General features: G+C 65.4%; 17 protein-coding genes. 11 read left to right on the top strand and 6 right to left on the bottom strand.

Going from position 1 to position 18,969, the window contains the following annotated elements; genetic code table 11:
* Positions 1-329: 329 nt before the first annotated feature.
* Positions 330-1,403 (top strand): recombinase RecA, encoded by a 1,074-nt coding sequence (recA, locus tag AC4GYS_RS10590; protein WP_491109042.1) that lies wholly within the window; start codon positions 330-332, stop codon positions 1,401-1,403.
* 70 nt (positions 1,404-1,473) lie between these two features.
* On the opposite strand, the gene AC4GYS_RS10585 is transcribed toward recA, so the two are convergent.
* Positions 1,474-2,805, bottom strand: a complete 1,332-nt coding sequence (locus tag AC4GYS_RS10585; RefSeq protein WP_491109041.1) for a multidrug effflux MFS transporter — start codon at positions 2,803-2,805, stop codon at positions 1,474-1,476.
* A gap of 47 nt (positions 2,806-2,852) precedes the next feature.
* Here AC4GYS_RS10585 and AC4GYS_RS10580 point away from each other — a divergent pair, with 47 nt between their 5' ends.
* Together AC4GYS_RS10580 and AC4GYS_RS10575 are read left to right on the top strand one after the other, a co-directional pair.
* On the top strand, positions 2,853-3,476 hold the full coding sequence (locus AC4GYS_RS10580; RefSeq protein WP_491109040.1) for a glutathione S-transferase family protein: 624 nt from the start codon (positions 2,853-2,855) through the stop codon (positions 3,474-3,476).
* 55 nt (positions 3,477-3,531) lie between these two features.
* Positions 3,532-4,707: a M24 family metallopeptidase gene (locus tag AC4GYS_RS10575; RefSeq protein WP_491109039.1), complete on the top strand. Its 1,176-nt coding sequence runs from the start codon at positions 3,532-3,534 to the stop codon at positions 4,705-4,707.
* Here the strand turns inward: AC4GYS_RS10575 and AC4GYS_RS10570 are convergent.
* Genes AC4GYS_RS10570 through AC4GYS_RS10560 form a run of 3 tightly spaced genes read right to left on the bottom strand, consistent with a single transcriptional unit; the run spans position 4,704 to position 8,900 of the window.
* Positions 4,704-5,495: an HAD hydrolase-like protein gene (locus tag AC4GYS_RS10570; RefSeq protein WP_491109038.1), complete on the bottom strand. Its 792-nt coding sequence runs from the start codon at positions 5,493-5,495 to the stop codon at positions 4,704-4,706. The genes AC4GYS_RS10575 and AC4GYS_RS10570 overlap by 4 nt on opposite strands.
* Complete coding sequence (locus AC4GYS_RS10565) at positions 5,492-6,814, bottom strand: dicarboxylate/amino acid:cation symporter (RefSeq protein WP_491109037.1); 1,323 nt, start codon at positions 6,812-6,814, stop codon at positions 5,492-5,494. The genes AC4GYS_RS10570 and AC4GYS_RS10565 overlap by 4 nt, the downstream gene beginning before the upstream one ends.
* A gap of 58 nt (positions 6,815-6,872) precedes the next feature.
* Positions 6,873-8,900 carry an elongation factor G gene (locus AC4GYS_RS10560; protein WP_491109036.1) on the bottom strand — a complete coding sequence of 676 codons (2,028 nt, stop codon included), beginning with the start codon at positions 8,898-8,900 and terminating at the stop codon, positions 6,873-6,875.
* 158 nt (positions 8,901-9,058) lie between these two features.
* Between AC4GYS_RS10560 and AC4GYS_RS10555 the strand changes: the two genes are divergently transcribed.
* Positions 9,059-10,339: a YihY/virulence factor BrkB family protein gene (locus AC4GYS_RS10555; RefSeq protein ID WP_491109035.1), complete on the top strand. Its 1,281-nt coding sequence runs from the start codon at positions 9,059-9,061 to the stop codon at positions 10,337-10,339.
* 48 nt (positions 10,340-10,387) lie between these two features.
* On the opposite strand, the gene rpoH is transcribed toward AC4GYS_RS10555, so the two are convergent.
* Positions 10,388-11,293, bottom strand: coding sequence for an RNA polymerase sigma factor RpoH (rpoH, locus tag AC4GYS_RS10550; RefSeq protein WP_491109034.1), 906 nt, complete (start codon positions 11,291-11,293; stop codon positions 10,388-10,390).
* A gap of 63 nt (positions 11,294-11,356) precedes the next feature.
* Positions 11,357-12,307, bottom strand: coding sequence for an RluA family pseudouridine synthase (locus tag AC4GYS_RS10545; RefSeq protein ID WP_491109033.1), 951 nt, complete (start codon positions 12,305-12,307; stop codon positions 11,357-11,359).
* A gap of 76 nt (positions 12,308-12,383) precedes the next feature.
* Here AC4GYS_RS10545 and AC4GYS_RS10540 point away from each other — a divergent pair, with 76 nt between their 5' ends.
* The 7 genes from AC4GYS_RS10540 (at position 12,384) to AC4GYS_RS10510 (ending at position 18,943) form a co-directional block, all read left to right on the top strand.
* On the top strand, positions 12,384-13,025 hold the full coding sequence (locus AC4GYS_RS10540; RefSeq protein WP_491109032.1) for a histidine phosphotransferase family protein: 642 nt from the start codon (positions 12,384-12,386) through the stop codon (positions 13,023-13,025).
* Between the two features lie 59 nt (positions 13,026-13,084).
* The gene (locus tag AC4GYS_RS10535) at positions 13,085-15,427 is read left to right on the top strand and encodes a chemotaxis protein CheA (protein ID WP_491109031.1); all 2,343 of its coding nucleotides are present in this window, start codon (positions 13,085-13,087) and stop codon (positions 15,425-15,427) included.
* Positions 15,424-15,861 carry a chemotaxis protein CheW gene (locus tag AC4GYS_RS10530; RefSeq protein ID WP_491109030.1) on the top strand — a complete coding sequence of 146 codons (438 nt, stop codon included), beginning with the start codon at positions 15,424-15,426 and terminating at the stop codon, positions 15,859-15,861. Before AC4GYS_RS10535 ends, AC4GYS_RS10530 begins: the two co-directional genes overlap by 4 nt.
* A 61-nt stretch (positions 15,862-15,922) precedes the next feature.
* Positions 15,923-16,288, top strand: a complete 366-nt coding sequence (locus AC4GYS_RS10525) for a response regulator (RefSeq protein ID WP_491109029.1) — start codon at positions 15,923-15,925, stop codon at positions 16,286-16,288.
* Between the two features lie 10 nt (positions 16,289-16,298).
* Positions 16,299-17,375: a chemotaxis-specific protein-glutamate methyltransferase CheB gene (gene cheB, locus AC4GYS_RS10520; protein ID WP_491109028.1), complete on the top strand. Its 1,077-nt coding sequence runs from the start codon at positions 16,299-16,301 to the stop codon at positions 17,373-17,375.
* Entirely contained in the window at positions 17,366-18,214 is an 849-nt protein-coding gene (locus AC4GYS_RS10515; RefSeq protein ID WP_491109027.1) for a CheR family methyltransferase, read from the top strand. Before cheB ends, AC4GYS_RS10515 begins: the two co-directional genes overlap by 10 nt.
* Before the next feature lie 30 nt (positions 18,215-18,244).
* Positions 18,245-18,943, top strand: coding sequence for an N-acetylmuramoyl-L-alanine amidase (locus AC4GYS_RS10510; protein ID WP_491109026.1), 699 nt, complete (start codon positions 18,245-18,247; stop codon positions 18,941-18,943).
* Positions 18,944-18,969: the final 26 nt, after the last annotated feature.

Here is an 18,969-nt window from a genome sequence, read left to right as displayed (position 1 = left end):
ACATGGGTCCGGGCTGGCACGGTCGCCCGGATGGTTCGACCTGCATCCCGCTCTTGCGTCCGCTCCTGCATCTCCCGTTCCGAACGGGGCGAACAGAGGGGGACCTAGTATCCATGTCGTAAAGGTTGGACGCTTGCTGAGCCGATTCCCGCTTGTCGCCCCGGGCTAATCTTCTATGCAGGTCGGGCTCGGCTAACCTGATTGCCGGCCACCATTCTTCCGTCCGCGCGCACGGCTATGTTCCCCACTTGTTCTACGGGAACAAACTGTGTACGAAGATGACCATAAGGTAGTGAAAACTGCCTGACGGGCTGGAAGAGGGAGTGGTCATGGCAACGCAGTTGAAAGTCGTCGGAATGGGCGGGGATGTGGTGACCATGGATCGTCAAAAGGCGCTTGAAGCGGCGCTGGCGCAGATTGACAGGGCGTTCGGCAAGGGCTCGGCAATGAAGCTGGGCAGCCGTGAGAAAATGGAGATCGAAACGGTTTCCACCGGCTCGCTCGGGCTGGATATCGCCCTTGGTGTCGGCGGCCTGCCACGCGGTCGGATTATTGAGATTTACGGCCCGGAAAGCTCGGGCAAGACGACGCTTGCACTGCACTCGATCGCAGAGGCGCAGAAGGTGGGCGGCACCGCGGCATTCGTCGACGCCGAGCATGCGCTCGACCCGGTCTATGCCAAGAAGCTGGGCGTCAACATCGACGAGTTGATTGTCTCGCAGCCCGACACGGGCGAGCAGGCGCTGGAAATCGTCGATACGCTGGTCCGCTCCAACGCAGTCGACGTACTAGTGGTGGACTCGGTGGCCGCCCTGGTGCCGCGGGCCGAGATCGAGGGTGAGATGGGCGACAGCCACGTCGGGCTCCAGGCGCGTTTGATGAGCCAGGCGCTCCGCAAGCTCACCGGCTCCATCAGCCGCTCGCGCTGCACGGTCATCTTCATCAACCAGGTTCGCATGAAGATCGGCGTCATGTACGGTAACCCGGAAACGACCACCGGCGGCAACGCGCTGAAGTTCTACGCTTCCGTCCGCCTCGACATTCGCCGCACCGGTCAGATCAAAGACCGCGACGATATCGTCGGCAACACGACCCGCGTGAAGGTCGTCAAGAACAAGGTCGCGCCCCCGTTCAAGCAGGTCGAATTCGACATCATGTACGGCGAGGGCGTTTCCAAGGTCGGTGAGATCCTCGACCTGGGCGTCAAGGCTGGGCTGGTCGAGAAGTCGGGCGCGTGGTTCAGCTATGATTCGGTGCGCATCGGCCAGGGTCGTGAAAACGCCAAGAACTATCTGCGCGAAAACCCGGACATGGCCGCCAAGCTGGAAAACGCGATCCGCGGAAGCCGGGATGAAGTCGGGGAAGCGCTGATGGTCGGCGCGGGTCCGGAGGACGACGCTTAAGTTATCCGGCTGAACATGGATGGGTTCGGGGCAACCTTAGTGCCGCCCCGAACCTTTCATCCGACCCTACCTACTCGGCAGGAACGACAGCCGTGTCGACCTGCTTCCTGCGTTCCATGAGGCGCCGTGGCTCGGTCAGGACCACCAACGCGGCTGCGGTGATACCGCACAGCGCGAAGCCCCACAAAAACGGTATCTGGGTCCCGTCGAACTGCTGTCCGATTGCAAACCCGGCCAGCGCCGCGATGATGGTCCCGACCACGCCCTGAATCGATGACGCCATCCCCGCGATCGGCGCCATCTTCTCCATCGCCAGAGTGCTCAGGTTCGAGGATGTGAAGGCGAAGCTTGCCATCACCAGCCCTTGGACCAGGACAAAGCCCAGTAGGCTTTCACCATAAAACGTCGCGAACGTGGCGTGGCCAAGCGTCAGAAGCACGAATGCGGCAACGCCCAGATGCCCGATGCGCCGAAGGCCATAGCGGCCGACCAATCGGCTATTTAGCCAACTGGCGAGCGCCATCGGCGCCGCGACCGCTCCGAACACCCAGCCGATCGCCTCGGGCCGCCCGAACGCATCGAACACGATCTGCTGGATGGACGAGATGTATGCAACGAGCCCGGCAAAGATGGCGGTTTGTGCCAGGGTGTAGCCGACCGACTGGCGCTCGCTCATCACGCTGCGCGCGGCGGTCAGCAGTTCGGCCGGTTTCAAGGTCCGGCGATAATCCTCGTGGAGTGTCTCAGGCAGCCGGAAAAATGACCAGAGGCCCATCGTAACTCCATAGCCCGCAAGCACCAGGAAGATCGCTTGCCACGGGCCGGCAAGCAGGATCAGCTGTCCGACGCTGGGCGCGAGGACGGGCACCAGCATGAACACCATGAATACCAGGCTCATTACCCGCGCCATGGCCTCGCCGGAAAACATGTCCCGCACCATCGCGATCACCAGCACCCGGGTCGCTGCTGCAGACGCCCCCTGCAGCAGGCGGCCAGCGACCAGCAGCGGGAAACTCCAGGCCGCGGCGCATAGCAGGGCAAAGAAGGCGTAAAGGGCGATCCCGACGGCAAGCACCGGCTTGCGCCCGAACCGGTCGGCGAGCGGACCCCAGATCAGCTGCCCGCAGCCGAAGCCAAAGGTATAGGCGACGATTACCAACTGCCGCCGGTTCTCCTCCGTGACGCCAAGCTGCGCCCCGATGTCGGGCAGGGCCGGGATCATGGCGTCGATGGCAAACGCATTGAGCGCCATGAGGCCGGCCAGCAGGGCAACGGTCTCGCGCGAGCCCGGCCGCGGCCCTGTGCCGGGCAGGTTATTCAGTGAGATGGGCATGAAGGCTTTCCAAATGGCCCATACGCCCGGCAGTTCCAAGTGCAGCAGCGGCCCAAGGGTGCGGTCCAAGCCGCGAAGACTGGCGCGGCCCGGTGGGGCGTGCCACAACCGTGCCCGTGATCACCGTCCATCATCTCGAGAACAGTCGCTCGCAGCGTATCCTCTGGCTGCTCGAGGAATTGGAGATGCCGTACCAGGTCAAGCGCTACCAGCGCGATCCGCGCACCATGCTCGCCCCGCCCGAGCTGCGTCGCATTCACCCGTTGGGCAAATCGCCGGTGATCGACGATGACGGTTGCGTCGTCAGCGAGAGCGGCGCCATCGTCGAATATCTCGTCGACAAGGCAGGCGGGCGGCTTGGCGCTCCGGACGACCGCTGCAATTGCCTCCGCTACCGCCAGTTCCTGCACTATGCCGAAGGATCGCTGATGCCGCCGCTACTTGCGTTGCTGGTCATCGGCCGCCTGGGACTCCTCGGCCGCCCTGCGCGAAAGCCGATGATGAAGATGATCGGCCGCCATCTGGACTATTGCGACCAGGAACTTGCCGGCCGCCAATTCTTTGCCGGTGATGAACTGACCGGTGCGGACATCATGATGAGCTTTCCCATCGAAGCGGCGGCAAGCCGGGCGGGACTGGGACCTGCCCGCAAGCACCTTTGGGCCTGGCTGGAGCGCATCCACGAACGGCCAGCCTACCAGCGAGCGCTCAAGGCCGGCGGCCCCTACGCCTATGCTTGAAGTCAGTCGCCGGGCCAGCCTTGGCCTAAGCGTTGGCGCGCTTGCCGCAATTGCCATGCCGGCTCCGCTCAGTGCCGTTGCCTCGACGCCCGTCCCGCCGCAGATCGGCGCCGCCGAACGCCAGGGGCGGATTCGCCGGGCGCAGGCACGGATGCGCCAGTTGGGCTTAGGCGCAATGCTGATCGAACCGGGCGCCAGTCTCGATTATTTCACCGGGGTGCAATGGTGGCGCAGTGAGCGGCTGACGGCGGCGGTCATCCCGGCCAGCGGCGATCCCATCGTCGTCACTCCGTTCTTCGAGCGTCCATCCGTGGCCGAGAGCCTGAAAGTCCCGGCCGAGATCCGGGTCTGGCAGGAGCATGAAAGCCCATTCGCGTTGGTCGCGAGCTTTCTCAGGGCACGCGGCGTCGATCGAATGCCGGTGGCCGTAGAAGAAACCGTCCGACATTTTGCGGTCGACGGCCTGCAAAAGGCGTTGCGCGGAGTAAGGATAGTCAGTGCGGATCGGGTGGTGCGGGCGCTGAGGATGATCAAGTCGATGTCGGAAATCGCGCTGATGCAGCATGCGGCCGACTTGACCATCGAGGCCCTGCGAAGGACCCATGCCGAGGTGAAGCTGGGCATGACCAACAGTGCGATCGGGGCTGCCTTCGAACGCCATGTTGCAGCGCTGGGCGGCGAAAGCCCGTGGAGCCTTGTTCTCATCGACGAAGCATCGGCGCTGCCACACGGCACCGGAAAGCCGCAGCAAGTCCGGCACGGCAGCGTGGTGCTGATGGACTGCGGCTGCGGCTTCGGCGGTTACCAGGCGGACATCAGCCGGACCTTTGTCTGGGGTGCGTCGCCCACCGCCCAGCAGCGCAAGGTCTGGCAGCAAGTGCGCCGCGGACAGGAGGTGGCCTTTGCGGCCGCCCGATTGGGCGCGACTGCTGGCAGTGTCGATGATGCGGTTCGGCGGCAGTATGAAAGCTGGGGCTATGGGCCCGGCTATGCTCTCCCGGGCCTTTCGCATCGGACCGGGCACGGTATCGGGATGGAAGGGCATGAGCCCGTCAATCTGGTGCGGGGGGAAACCACGCGGCTGGCGGCCGGCATGTGCTTCTCGAACGAGCCGGGCATCTACCTGCCGGGCAAATTCGGCATCCGTTTGGAGGACTGCGTTCACATGACGGCGTCGGGCCCGAAATGGTTCACGGTGCCACCGCCCTCGATCGACCGTCCGTTCGGCTAAAGCGAGTCCACCACCGCGACAGGCGCCCAGTCGCCGAGCCCATGTGCCTCCGCGAAGTCGTGCGGAAACGGCTCGCCTTCGTGAATGCCGCCGGTCACGAATATGCAGTCGATGCCGAACCGCGCCGCCCCGAGCACGTCGGTCTTCAGGCCGTCGCCGATCGTGATCACCTCGCTTTTCGGCCTTCCTCCGGCAAGCTCCATCGCGCGCTCATAGATCGGCGCAAAGGGCTTACCGTACCAGCACACGCGCCCGCCCATCGCTTCATATTCATCGGCCAGCGCGCCGGCGCAGACCATGCGCTGCCCGCAATGAAGAACGATGCGATCGGGGTTGAGGCAGTGCATCAGGATGTCGGCGTCGCGCCAGCGCTGCAATTCGTCGCGATGCTCTCCGACCGTCTCGCCGACCTCCAGGCCGGCGCAGGCCAGCTCGGTGAAGCCATGTTCCACGAAGACCATGCCCCGGGCCTCCAGGTCGACGCGGTCTTCCCGGGTTCCGCAGAAGCCGACCGGCCGGCCTTCCAGTTTCGACGCAGCAGCCTCCCCGGCGCTCACGATTCCGTCCTCGATCCCGCGGGGAAAACCCAATCGGTCAAGCTGGGCCCGAACCGACGCGCCGGTTCGGGGCGCGTTGGTGACGAACAACAGCGTTCGCCCCTCACTCTTCCATCCGCTCAACCGCTCGACCACGCCAGGAAAGATCGTGCGCCCGTCGTGGACCACCCCCCACAGATCGCACAGGACGACGGAATAGCGTTCCGGCAATGTATCCAGGAACGCGGTCACGCCACCTGCGGAGGCGCGACAGGCGTCAGGTCCTCGGGCTCACCGCCGTGCGGCTCGTCCTTGCTGACGAGTGTCGCAAGGGTGAGGTCGCCGGTGACGTTCAGGGTCGTCCGGCACATGTCGAGGAAACGATCGACGCCCAGGACCAGGCCGATCGCTTCGGGCGGAACCCCGATCTGGGCGAGGATCAGCGCCACCACCGGCAGCGATCCGGCGGGAACGCCGGCCGTACCGATGCCGCCCAGGATGCAGATCATCAGCACGACGAATTGCTGCCCAAGGTTCAGGTCGACCCCGAACACCTGTGCCAGGAATAGGACCGTGACGCCTTCGAAGATGGCCGTTCCGTTCTGATTGGCGGTGGCGCCGATCGTCAGCACGAAGCGGGCGACGCGGGGCGGCAGGTGCAGCTTGGTTTCCGCCACCCGCAGCGCCGTCGGCAGGGTGGCGTTGGAGCTGGCGGTTGAAAAGGCCATCAGCATGGCCTCCTGGCTGTTGCGGAAGAACCAGACCGGCGACACGCCGCCGAACAGCTTCAGCAGCAGCGGATAAACCACGAACATCTGGGTGCCGAGCGCGAGAAGCACCACGCCGACATAGATGGCAAGTCGAATGATCAGGTCCCAACCGAAGGCTGCCGCCAGGTTGAACATGAAGCAAAATACCGCGATGGGCGCCAGGCGGATGATGTAGCCGATCAGCTTCATGGAGACGTGGAACACGCCCTCCACCGTGTGCTGCAGCTGGCGGGCCGGCGCGGTCCGGGTGAGCAGCAGGCCGATCCCGAAGAACAGGGCGAAGAACATGACGGCCAGGATGTCGTTCTGGCTCATCGATTCGATGATGTTGCGGGGAACAATGGCCAGCACGGCATCGATGCCCGACGGCTTGTCGACCTGACCGGCAAGGATCTCCGAGGCACGATCGCCGCCGGCGGCTAGCTGTTCGGTCACCACCACGCGGTCGAAGCCGTCGCCGGGGCGAATGAGGTTGGTGAAGGCAAGGGCGATCACCACGCCGACGGCGCTGACCAAAACGGTGAAGATCAGGGTTCGAATGCCGACCCGCCGCAACGCGCCGATGTCGCCCATTTCCGCGATGCCGACGACCAACGCCGACACCAACAACGGAATGATCAGCATGAACAACAGGCGCAGGAACAGGTCGCCGAACTTGCCGGTGTAGAAGGCCAGATTCTCGACCCACGGCAAGTCCGTCCCGCCGGCGGAATAGGCAAGCAGGCCAAGGGCGAGGCCGGCCAAGAAGCCGATCGCCATCTGCCAGTGCAGGGCAAGGCCCTTCGTCTTCACGTCTTCCATCGTCACCCTTGCCCCCGCTACGCCGGATACAGCCGGGTCGCGGGGGAGGGGACGATTGTCAAGCGTGCTCCGGCTCGCGGGACTTGACGACCTTGTCGGCCAAGGTGCCGTTGAGCTCGGCCAGGTGATCGAACTCGGCTTCGTAAGCGGCCAGGCCCTGGCTCAAGGAGCGCAGTTCCGCTTCCAGTCCGGACAGCTCTGCCTGCGGGATCAGGGCGTCGACCCGGTCCCAGCCGTTCCACCCGTCGCGCGGTCCCATGCCCAGCATCTGGCCGCGCCGACTTGCCACCGCCGAGCTGACCTTGCTGGTGGCCGAGGCGGGCGAGACCACCGACACTTTCTGAACCGGCTCCAGCAGGTGCGGTGAAGCGGCGGCCAGCGCCTCCTGCATGGCGACTCGCCCGGCGGTGCGAAAGGCCAGCTCCGAACTGTCCACGCTGTGGTAGCTGCCGTCCGTCAGGGTCACGGCGACATCGACGACCGGGAAGCCGAGCGGACCCTTGGCCATGGCGTCGCGGACCCCTTGCTCGACCGCCGGGATATATTGGCGCGGTATGGCCCCGCCGTGGATTTTCTCCTCGAAGCGGAACCCTTCGCCGCGGGGCAGGGGAGCGACGTCGATCACCACGTCGCCGAACTGGCCGTGACCACCCGACTGCTTCTTGTGGCGGCCGCGCTGAGTGACCGTGCGCCGAATGGACTCGCGATAGCCGATCGTCGGTGCACGATGCCGCACTTCCACCCCGAAGCGACGCTTCAGACGCGCGATGGTGGTCTGAAGCTGCTCGTCGTTGACGCCGTGAAGCCGCATCTCATGGCTGCCCTCGTCATGCTCCAGCTTCAGCGCCGGGTCTTCCTCCAGCAGTCGGGTGAGCGCACCGGACAGTTTGACGTCATCCTTGCGATCGGCCGGCTCGATCGCCAGCGCGCAATTGAGGGCGGGCATCGGAACTTCCGGCTCGGGCGGAAGGGCACCAATCCCCAGCCACTGGCCGGCGCGCACCGAATCCAGCTTGGCCAGACCGACGATGTCGCCGTCCCTGGCGGAACCAAGCTTCTGCATCTTCTCGCCCTGGACGGAGAAAAGGCCGCCCAACCGTTGGCTACGCCCATCGGCGTCGCGGACTTCCACGCCCTCGTTGAGCGATCCCCCAAGCAGCCGCGCGAACGCCACCCGGCCCATGGCCCCGGCGTTGCTGACCTTGAAGGTCCACAGCGCTGGATCAGTCACGCCCAACCTTGCCGCGGTTTCGGTTGGGGCTGGAACCTCGTGCCGCAGCGCTTTCAGCAATCGGCGCACACCCCAGCAGTTGCCGGCCGATCCGAACAGCACCGGCACCGCCAAATTCTCGCCGGTTTCGCGCGCAAGATCGCGGAACACGTGGTTTGCCTCCGGCACTTCGTCCATCAACAATTGTTCGAGCAGCGCGTCGTCGTGATCCGCCAGCTGTTCAAGCAACTGGGTGCGCGCTTCCTGCTCGCGGTCGGCAAGATCGGGAGGAATGTCGATGCGCTCGGACGGCTTGCCCGGCTCGTAGTGGAAGGCCCGCTCCAACGCGACGTCGACGAAGCCGCTGACCTTGTCGCCGTCCCGGATCGGAATTTGCCGTGCGAGCAGGGGCGAGACGCTCATCGGCTGGAGCGCTTGCAGCAATTCGCGGATCGAACCGCGCGCCTGGTCGATCCGGTTGACGAAGATGAGGTGCGGAACGCCCATTTCGTCGAGCGCGCGCAGGGCCGGGGCGGCAAGCGGCGCTCGGGCCGGATCGGGATCGACCACCACGATGGCCAGGTCCGCCGCCGCCACTGCCCGTGCACCGTCGGCGGCGAAGCCGATCGATCCGGGGCAATCGGCGATGGCGAAATGCTCGTCCAGGTAAGAAAAGTGCGTGAGGTTGAGTTCGGTCGATCCGCCCCGGGCGCGCGCTTCCGCGCTGCTATCGCCGATGCTGGTCCCATTGCCCGTGCTGCCCTGCCGGTCGATCGTGCCGCTGGCGTAGAGCAGGGCATCCGCAAGGCAGGTCTTTCCCGCGCCGGCCGGTCCGACCAGCGCGACAACTCGGGTGCCGTCGATTGCCTGATGCATGCAACTCTCCTCCGTCCGAATGATCGGGCGCCGAGTCGCCTGGGGCGCCTCACGCGCCACTCCCAATCCTGAGGGTCGGACTGTTCGCTCCCCTTGGCAAGAGCGGAACGGCTTGGTCACAGGGCGGTTGGGCGTGGGACAAGGAGTAAGCGTAGTCCATGGCCACTGCCGTTCACCAACAACCCGCCGGAGAACTCGGCGAGAATGCCGACAAGCCCACCCAGATTCCGGCCGCTGGCTGGAAGGAGATTGCGCTCCGCGCATGGAAGGAGACGGGCAAGGACAATGTCGGCATCGTCGCGGCCGGTGTCGCCTTTTACGGCTTTCTGGCGCTTGTCCCGCTGCTTGGCGCAACGGTGCTGACCTATGGCCTGTTCGCGTCGCCGGAGACGGTGGTCCGGCAAGCGCAAGGCTTGACCTCGGTGCTTCCCCAAGACGCCGCCAAGCTGATCGGCGAGCAGTTGTTGAACGTGGTCCAGACCAGCGGCGGGAAGAAGGGCTTCGGCCTGCTGGCGGCGCTGGCGGTTGCGTTCTGGGGCGCCCGCAATGCCGCCGGGTCGGTCGTGACCGCGCTCAATATCGCCTATGAGGAAGAGGAGAAGCGCGGCTTTATCAAGACCACGCTTCTCGCTCTCGCGATCACCGCCGGCGCGGTGGTGCTGGCGGGACTTGCCGGGGGCGCGACCGCGGTCCTGAGCGCGCTCCAGCACCTTGCCCCCGACATGGGTCTGATCGGCCTGATCTTCTGGCGCGCGCTGACCTACCTTCTACTGGCCGGCGTGGCGGCCGCAGCGGCGGCGACGCTCTATCGCTACGGCCCCTCGCGAGAAAAGGCGCGCTGGACCTGGCTGACGCCCGGCTCGATCTTCTTCGCGGTCATCTGGATCGTGCTGACGCTCGGTTTTGGCTTCTACGTAAGCAACTTCGGGAGCTACGGCGCGACCTACGGCTCGCTGAGCGCGGTCGTGGTCATGCTGACGTGGCTGTACCTGTCGAGCTACATCCTCCTGTTCGGGGCCGAGCTCAACAGCGAGATCGAGCATCAGACGGCGAGGGACACCACCGACCAGCCGCACGACAAGCCGCTCGGTGCGCGGGGGGCCTGGTCCGCGGATCATGTCGCGGCGGGCAAGACGGAAACGACCGAGGATCAGGAACAGAGCAGCGGCCTGTCCAAGGCGAGCGCGACCGGCGAGCAGGCCGTCGCCGGAAAGAAGCCCGTCGCTTCCGGGCAGGCCACCCCGGCCGGCGAGCACCCGTATCTGACCTCCAGGATCGCTTCGCGAGCTGGTCAGGTGGCTGGGGCGCGGAAGATCGGCATGGTGAGTTCGGGGCTGGCGACACTCGGGCTCGGCTTCCTCAAGAAGCGCGGCAAGGAGAAGACCGGCGCGGTCCTGTTGGTCACTGCGGCGGGACTGGCGTTGCTCAGGCGAAAGTAGATACGCGGAGCGCCGCTCGTCCTGAGCGGAGTACCACGTCAATCGAAGTCAAGCCGCCGGCAGCAGCCGCTGCTCGTCCGCAATCCGCAACAGCGCGGCTTGCAGCTTCTCGAACGCCCGGACCTCGATCTGCCGGATTCGCTCGCGACTGACGCTGTAGACCTGGCTCAGCTCTTCCAGTGTCTTCGGCTCGTCGGACAGACGCCGCTCGGCCAGAATGTGCTTCTCCCGGTCGTTGAGCGATTCCATCGCGCGCTGCAGCAGATCGTGCCGAACCTGCCGCTCTTCCTCGTCGGCCACGATCTCGTCCTGCAACGGGCCGGAATCGACCAGGAAGTCCTGCCACTGGTTCTCACCACCCTCGTCGCCCTTCAGGGGCGCATTGAGCGAGGTGTCGCCGCCCATGCCCATCCGGCGGTTCATGGAGATGACCTCGTCCTCGGTAACGCCCAGATCGGTCGCGATCTTGGTGACGTCGGCCGGCTTCATGTCGCCATCTTCGAACGCGTCGATCTGGTTCTTCATTCGGCGCAGGTTGAAGAACAGCTTTTTCTGCGCGGCGGTGGTGCCCATCTTCACCAGCGACCAGCTGCGCAGGATGAATTCCTGGATGGACGCACGGATCCACCACATGGCGTAGGTCGCCAGGCGGAAACCCCGATCGGGCTCGAACTTCTTGACGCCCTGCATCAGTCCGATGTTGCCCTCGGAGATTAGCTCGCTGACCGGCAAGCCATAGCCGCGGTAGCCCATGGCGATCTTGGCCACGAGCCGCAGGTGGCTGTTGACCAGCTTGGCTGCCGCTTCCGTATCCCCATGCTCACGCCAACGCTTGGCGAGCATATACTCCTCCTCGGGAGCAAGGATCGGAAACTTCTTGATCTCGGTCAGATAGCGGTTGAGCCCGGCTTCACCGCCGGCCGCAGGTATCGAGATCGCCTTCGCCTGTGCCATATCGGAATTCGCGTCCTCTTCAGGGCCGGACAGTCTGAACAGCCGTCCTAGCCGTTGCATATTCTATACACCAAGGGCCGTGAACAGTTCCTGCATATCTTGCGGAACATCGCTCCGAAACGACATACGGACCTTGGTCACGGGATGAATGAAGCCAAGTTCGGCCGCATGCAGCGCCTGGCGGTTGAAGTTCAGCTCGCGCAGCAATTCGCGCACGCGCTGGTGCGGGGCCCGCCCGTAGACTGGATCCCCCAGCAACGGGTGGCCGATGGATGCCATGTGGACACGAACCTGGTGCGTCCGGCCCGTCTCCAGCCGGCACTCCACTTCGGCGGCGTCGCGCCACTGGCGAAGCTTGCGCCAATGGGTGACCGCCCGCTTGCCCCGACCGCCCTTGACGATCGCGATCTTCTTCCGATCGTGCGTCGACCTGGCGAGCGGAGCATCGACCCTGCCCGACGCCAGTGCCGGAACGCCGGACACCACCGCGATGTAACGGCGATCGATACTGTGAGCCGCGAACTGCCGTGCAAGTCCCTCATGCGCCGGATCGGTCTTGGCCACCACCAGCAGGCCTGACGTATCCTTGTCGATCCGGTGGACGATGCCCGGCCGCGCCACGCCGCCGATCCCCGACAGCTGTCCGGCACAATGATGCAGCAGAGCATTGACCAGCGTCCCATCGCGATTGCCCGCTGCGGGATGAACCACCAGACCCGCAGGCTTGTCGACGACCAGCAGATGCTCGTCCTCGAACACGATGCTGAGTGCGATGTCCTGTGCTTCGTTGTGGGGCGGCTCGGGCGCCGGGATGAGCAGGCTGAACGCCTCGGTTCCCTTGACCTTGTAGGCCGGGTCCCGCAGCCGCCCTTCGTCCAGCGCGCCCGAGCGAACGAGCGCCTTCAGCCGTTCGCGCGACAGGGACGGGATCGCGTCCGCCAGCGCGCGGTCCAGCCGCCAGCCGGCGTGGCCTGGCTGCAACGCCACATTGATGATCTCGGAGCCCCCGCCCATGCTTGTTTGGAGATGGGGAAGGATGTCGGCGTCTTCAAGCTTGCACGGCTCGGGTCCTTCCGCCACCAGCAATCTCATGAATTCCATCGATCTCGCCAGCCTGCTCTGCTCCCGCCTGTGTCATGATCTTCTGTCGCCGGTCGGCGCGCTCAATAACGGCATCGAGCTGTTGTCCGATGAGCAGGACCCCGATATGCGAGAGAAGTGTCTGGAGCTGCTGGCCGAAAGCGCCCGCGCATCCGCGGCCAAGCTGAAATTCTTTCGCATCGCCTTCGGGGCCGGTGGCGGCTTTGGCGCGGAGATCGATACCCGGGAGGCGCAGGCAGCGCTCGAAGGACTGTTCGGGCCGGAAAAGCGGATCGAACTCGGCTGGATGGTTGCCGACCCAAAACTGCCGAAGGATGCGGTAAAACTGCTGCTGAACCTGGCCCTGATCGCGGGCGATGCGCTGGTGCGCGGCGGGCGGCTCGACATCGGGGCGGAGCGTTCGGGGAACGGCATCGAATTGGTCATTCGTGCCGAAGGGCCGCGCCTGCTGCTCGACCCGGTGCTGCGCGAAACCCTGCAGCGTGGTTCGGCCGCTGGCACGATCGAACCGCGCGCCGCCGGCGCCTGGCTCGCCCACGGCCTGGCTAGCGGAGCGGGCGGCACCATCAAGCTTTCCCCCCCGGATAGCGAAGTGCTGCTGATCGGGGCGGACCTGCCAAGCCAGGGCTAACGGCCTCTTAACTCCTCCCGTCCTATCCCGGCCTCACGACAGCGAGTGCGTGGGGCGGAATGGACGATCTTATTGCCGATTTCGTGGCCGAATGCCGGGAAATGCTGGAAAGCCTTGGGGGCGAGATCGTGGCGTGGGAAGCCGCGCCCAACGACCGGGCACGGCTCGACAGCATTTTCCGCTTCGTCCACACGGTGAAGGGAAATTGCGGCTTCTTCGATTTCCCCCGGCTCGAGGCGCTCAGCCATGCGGCGGAAGATGCGCTGGCCGACGTGCGCGCCGGGCGGCGTCAGGCCGATCCGCGACTGGTCAGCGCCGTGCTGGCCATCATCGATCGCATCGGCGAGATGATCGACGTGATCGCTGCCGGCGACAAATTGCCCGACGGGGACGACAGCGACCTCACGGACGCGCTGGCGCCTGGGGCCGATACCAGCGCCACGACCCCCTCTGCCATTGTTGGCGAGATCAAGGGGCCGAGCGCCGCACCGCGAACCATTCGCCTGTCCGTCGAACTGCTCGACCGGGTGATGAGCGGCGTGTCCGACATGGTGCTCGCCCGCAACGAACTCGCGCGGCGGCTGCGGGACGCGAATTCGGATGTCGTCGTGGACGGCGCGTTCGAGCGCCTAAGCGGCATCATCGCCGAAATGCGCGACGCCATCACCCGCACGCGGATGCAACGGATCGAAAATCTGTTCGTGGGCCTGCCGCGAATGGTCCGCGACCTGTCCGCCGAATTGGGCAAACAGGTGCTGGTCGATATCGAGGGTGGCGACGTCGAACTCGACCGCGAAATGATCGAAATGATCCGCGATCCGCTGACCCACATTGTCCGCAATGCGGTCGACCACGGCATCGAGAAGCCGGCGGATCGGCTGAAGACCGGCAAGCGGGAGATCGGCATCCTGTCCGTGTCAGCCCGTCAGTCGGGCAATCAGATCCTGATCGACATTTGCGATGACGGTCGAGGAATCGACGGCAAGCGGCTGGTCGAGAAAGCGATTTCGGCCGGGATCGTCGATAAGGACGCGGCTGCCCGGCTGTCGCCCCGCGAACAATTCGAGCTGATGTTCGAAGCCGGGCTTTCGACCGCGCAGGCGGTGACCAGCATTTCCGGACGAGGCGTGGGCATGGACGTGGTCCGCTCGAACATTGAGCGGATCGGCGGCATCGTGGAGGTGGATTCAAAGCCCGGACAGGGCAGCCGGATGACCCTTCGCGTCCCCCTTACGCTCACCATCATCCCGGCCTTGACCGTGTCCATCGGCGCGCAGCATTTCGCCATCCCCCGGTCCGCCATCGACGAGATTGTGCGTGCCAACGGGGAAAGCGTGACCTTAGCGCAGGTCGGCGGGGCCGGGGTCGCCACCATTCGCGGACGCCGTGTGCCAGAAGTCGCGCTTGCGGATATCCTCGGGCTACCAAGCGCACTGACCGACGCAGAGCGTACGCTGATCGTCCTGAAGCCCGCAGGCGGCGACGTCTTCGCGCTGGCGGTTGATCGCGTCCACGATCATGAAGAATTGGTGGTCAAGCCTGCCGCCCCGGCGGTGATGGCGACCGGTCTTTATGCCGGCACGACCCTGGCCGACGACGGATCGCCGATCCTGCTGTTCGATGCGGCCGGACTCGCGCGCGTCGGCGGCGTCAAGCTGGAAAGCCAGGAGCGCGGCAGCCGGGTCCTCGACAATGCGGCCTCGACACCGGCGAAAACCGGAACTTCGGTGCTCCTCTTCAGGACGCTCGAAGGCGCTCGCCGCGCCATTCAGCTGGCGTTGGTGGACCGGATCGAGGAAGTGCCCGCCGCGGCAATTCACAGCAGCTCCGGCCAAATGCGGGTACAACTGGACGACCACATCTTCCCGCTTCTCGGCCTGGCGGCGGTGCCGGACGGAGATGCGAAGACCCGGCTGTTCCGCTTGAACGACGGAAGCATCGAACTCGGGCTGGCCTTCCGCGAGGTTATCGACATGGCCGAACTGGAGGGCGACGTCATTCCCGCCGAAGCGCCGGGCGAAGTGTCCGGAATCACGCTGGTTGGTGGCGAGCCGGCCGAACTGGTCGACGCGCACTGGCTATTCGCCCGTTACGGTCATGCCGCCGTGAAAACCGCCGAGCCTTTGATTTGCCGGCTCCCGGACGAGGATCCGTGGATGCAGAACATGCTCCGCCCGATCATCGAGGCGGCAGGTTATCGGGTGGTTGGAAGCGCGTCGGAAATCGAGGCCGATCTCGTCATCGCCGCCAAGGGCCAGCCGCTCCCCGCCAACGACGAAGGTGCCCGCACCATCTGGCTGCGGAGCGAGCCCGAAGCGAAGAAAAACGACAAGAGCATCTATCGCTATGACCGTGCGGGCCTGATGGTCGCGCTCAAGGCTGCGGAAGGAGGCGCCAAGTGAACGAACTCCTTCTGATCGTGACCATTGGGGGCCAGCGCGTGGCCTTGCCTGCGGCGTCGGTCGAAAGCGTGGTCGAGCTGGAATCGCTGATCCCCGTTCCCCGCGCCGCGCCGCATGTCGCTGGTCTGTCGGCCCTGCGCAGCCGGGTGCTGACCGTGATCGACTGCATGCGCGCGCTGGACCTCGGCACCACCGACGTCAGCGACGGCATCCGCGAGGCCGCGGTGGTCGAGATGGACGGCCATCATTACGCCCTCATCGTCGATAGCGTGGAGGACGTGGTCGAGGCCCAATCGGACCCGTCGCCGATCCGCGCAGCCATGGAAAAAGGCTGGGAGCATGTCGCCCTTGGAATGGTCGAAACCGAAGAAGGCGCGCTGCTGCTGGTCGATGTCGCCCAGCTGATCGAAGGCATCGAAGCCAAGGCCGCTTAAGCGCTTGGAAACCCTTGGCGCCTAAGACAGTCGAAGTCACCGGACAGGAACAAGAGAACTCATGAAGACCTGCCTCATCGTCGATGACTCCAAGGTAATCCGAAAGGTCGCCCGCCACATTCTGGAAACGCTGGAATTCAGCGTGGAAGAGGCCGGCGACGGCAAGGAGGCGCTGGAGCGGTGCGAACATGCCATGCCCGACGTGGTGCTGCTCGACTGGAACATGCCCGTGATGAGCGGCATGGAATTCCTGAAGCTTCTGCGCCAGCGTGGTCATTCGGACCAGCCCAAGGTCGTTTTCTGCACCACCGAGAACGACATGGCCCACATCCGTGCCGCGCTTGAAGCAGGTGCGGACGAATATGTGATGAAGCCGTTCGACCGCGAAACCCTGCACATCAAGCTTCAGCTCGTCGGCGTCGCGTAAGGAGGCTCGCATGAGCCCCGCGCTCGCAAGATCAGCGCTGGGGTCGACGAGCAGCCGTCCCATTCGGCTGATGATCGTCGATGACTCGACCGTCGCCCGTGCGGTGCTCAGCCGCATGATCGAGACGGACGGAGGCTTCGAGGTCGCGGCCGTCGCCGGTACGGCCGAGGATGCCATCGACGCGCTCGCCCACGTCGAGGTCGACGTGATCCTGCTCGACCTGGCGATGCCCGGGGCGGGCGGCCTCAAGATGCTTCCGCGTATCCTGGAGGCGGCCCGCGGCGCGCGGGTGATCATCGTGTCGGGTCAGGCCGAGGACGGGGCCCAGGTCACCGTGTCGGCCCTCGCGCTCGGAGCGGCCGACACCTTGCCCAAACCGGGGATCGGGCGCTTCAACGGCCAGTTTTCCCAGATTCTCCTGTCCAAGCTGCGGATGCTCGGCGCGGCCGACCGTCCGCCGGCCCGGCCGGTCGGAGCATCGCTCCGCGCCATGGGCAGCGAGTCCATGCAGGTGCTGGCCATTGGCGCTTCCACCGGCGGCATCCACTCGCTGGGTCAGATGTTCGCCGCCTTGCCGGACAAGCTTGGCGTGCCGATCCTGGTGACCCAGCATCTGCCGCCTGCATTCATGAGCGTCTTCGCGCGGCAGCTCGGCACGGCAGCCAAGCGTCCGGCAGTTGTCGCCCAGGACGGCATCGCCCTGCAGCCTGACGTGATCCTGATTGCACCAGGTGACGCGCACCTGACGGTCGAAAATCGGGGTGGCCGCCCCGTCGTCCGTCTCGACCGTCGCTCCGCCAACAGCGGCTGCATGCCCTCGGTCGATCCGATGCTGACCAGCGTCGCCGAATTCTACGGGGCGACGGGCATCGGGGTCATCCTTTCCGGCATGGGTCGCGACGGCGTTCTCGGCGCTGCCCGGCTCGTCAACGCCGGCGGATCCATCATCGCCCAGGATGAGCGCAGTTGCGCCGTCTGGGGCATGCCCAAGGCCGTTACCGACGCCGGTCTCGCCTGCGCCGTCCTGCCCCCCGACAAGATCGCCCGCCGTGTTGCGTCCCGGGCGGGAGAAGACCCATGGAAATAAGCGATAGCTCAAGCCGAATTCTCGCCGGTCTGCTGGAGGCGCGAACCGGCCAGCAGCTGACCATGAACCGACGCTGGAGGCTGGAAACCGCGCTTTCGGCCCTGATGCGCCAGCGGAGCATCGCCAGCATCGACGAACTCATCACCATCCTTGTCATGGGGAAGGAGCCGGGTCTGGCCGGTCAGGTCGTGGAGGCATTGTTGAACAACGAAACCTACTTCTTTCGCGATCGCGCGCCGTTCGACCTGCTTGCCCGCTCGGCCCTGCCGCAGCTGCAGCAGCGCCGCGCCTCGTCCCGGCGAATCAAGATCTGGTCGGCCGGCTGCTCGACCGGGCAGGAGGTCTACAGCCTGGCCATGATGTTCGCGGAAGAGCCGCTGAAATGGGCCGGCTGGACGATCGACATCCTCGGCACCGACGTTTCCGGCGCGGCGGTCGAGCGCGCCCGTTGCGGGACCTACACTCAATTCGAGGTGCAGCGCGGCCTGGCGATCACCCAGATGATCAAATGGTTCGACGAAACGCCGGACGGCTGGCGCGCCAACGAAGCCTTGCGCCGCACCATCCGTTTCCAGGAGCACAATCTGCTCGAAGCGCCGCCGCATCCGGGCGACTTCGACATCGTGCTGTGCCGCAATGTTCTCTTGTACCTCAGTCAGGAAACCCGAACCAAGGCGTTCGACCGGCTGGCTTCCGCGATGGCCGCGGACGGCTGGCTGATGCTGGGGGCGGGCGAAACGGTGATCGGGCAGACGCGCCGCCTGACCGCCGACAAGGATGCGCGGGGACTGTACGTCCTGGCGACCAACGCGGAGCATGCCGACCGCCGCGTCGCCTAGCACTTGACCGCTTGCGTGCGTCGTGCGCCATTGGGGAACGTGACGTTCAGCGAGCTACCTTCTCCCAACCACGACGAGCGCCAGCTGCCGATCAGCATGATCGTGCTGCATTATACCGGCATGCCGGACTGCCAGGGCGCGCTGGACCGGCTGACCTCGCCCGAGGCCAAGGTCAGCTGTCATTATTGCGTCGACGAAGACGGAACGATCTACCAGCTGGTCGACGAGCATCGCCGCGCCTGGCACGCGGGCCAGAGCTATTGGCGGGGAACGCGCGACGTGAACTCGGCGTCCATCGGCATCGAGATCGTCAATCCGGGCCACGAATTCGGCTACCGCCCGTTCCCGGATGAGCAGGTCGCGGCGCTCATTCCCCTGATCGCCGACATCAAGGAGCGGCACGGCATCGGCCGCGGCGATGTCGTCGGGCACTCCGACATCGCGCCCGCCCGCAAGGACGACCCGGGCGAGCTGTTTCCATGGGATGCCCTCGCCAAGCGCCGGCTGGCCCTGCCGAGCCCGACCCGCAACCTGATCGATCCCTACTGGTCCGACGCCGCGTTTCTGCTGGCGCTCGAACGCTTCGGATATGACGTGACCGACAGCTGGAAAGCCGTGATCGCCTTTCAGCGGCGCTTCCGCCCCGAACGGATCGACGGGATCATCGACGGCGAATGCCGCGCGAAGCTTCTCGCGCTCCTGTTGCCGCGCCCGCAAGGCGAACCGTGACGAGCGTGGCGCTTGTTGCTATAGCT

This window comes from Sphingomonas sp. SP1 (assembly GCF_058313395.1).
The sequence above is the reverse complement of the archived record's forward strand: the minus strand, read 5'-3'. Positions and strand labels throughout refer to the sequence as shown.